This window comes from Brevibacillus invocatus (assembly GCF_003710915.1).
GTDB lineage: Bacteria > Bacillota > Bacilli > Brevibacillales > Brevibacillaceae > Brevibacillus > Brevibacillus invocatus.
In genome coordinates, this window is record NZ_RHHR01000115.1 from 1 (window position 1) to 304 (window position 304).

Annotated in this window: 1 protein-coding gene; it reads left to right on the plus strand. The window is 48.4% G+C overall.

Going from position 1 to position 304, the window contains the following annotated elements:
• Positions 1 to 119 precede the first annotated feature (119 nt).
• A partial coding sequence (locus EDM52_RS24290; protein WP_183185358.1) for an aminotransferase class IV occupies positions 120 to 304 on the plus strand: 185 nt, incomplete at its 3' end.

The following is a 304-nucleotide window of genomic DNA, read 5'->3' on the forward strand; positions in this document are numbered from 1 at the left end:
TGTATGAATGCTCGATTGGCATCTCACGCGTGATACACCGGAAAAGAGAACGGGAAACGGAGTCTTCTTCGCAAAGTATGATATGATAAGGGTATTGATCATTTCGGGAGAGAACGAATATGCACGTATATGTAAATGGATTGATCCAACCTGCTCACGAAGCCGTGGTGTCCGTGCTGGACCACGGTTTTTTATACGGAATCGGCTTGTTTGAGACACTGCGCGTTTACGATGGTCAGTTGTTTTTATGGGAAGCCCATTACGCCCGGCTCAGTTCAGGGCTTTCGGCTTTGCGCATCGCCTC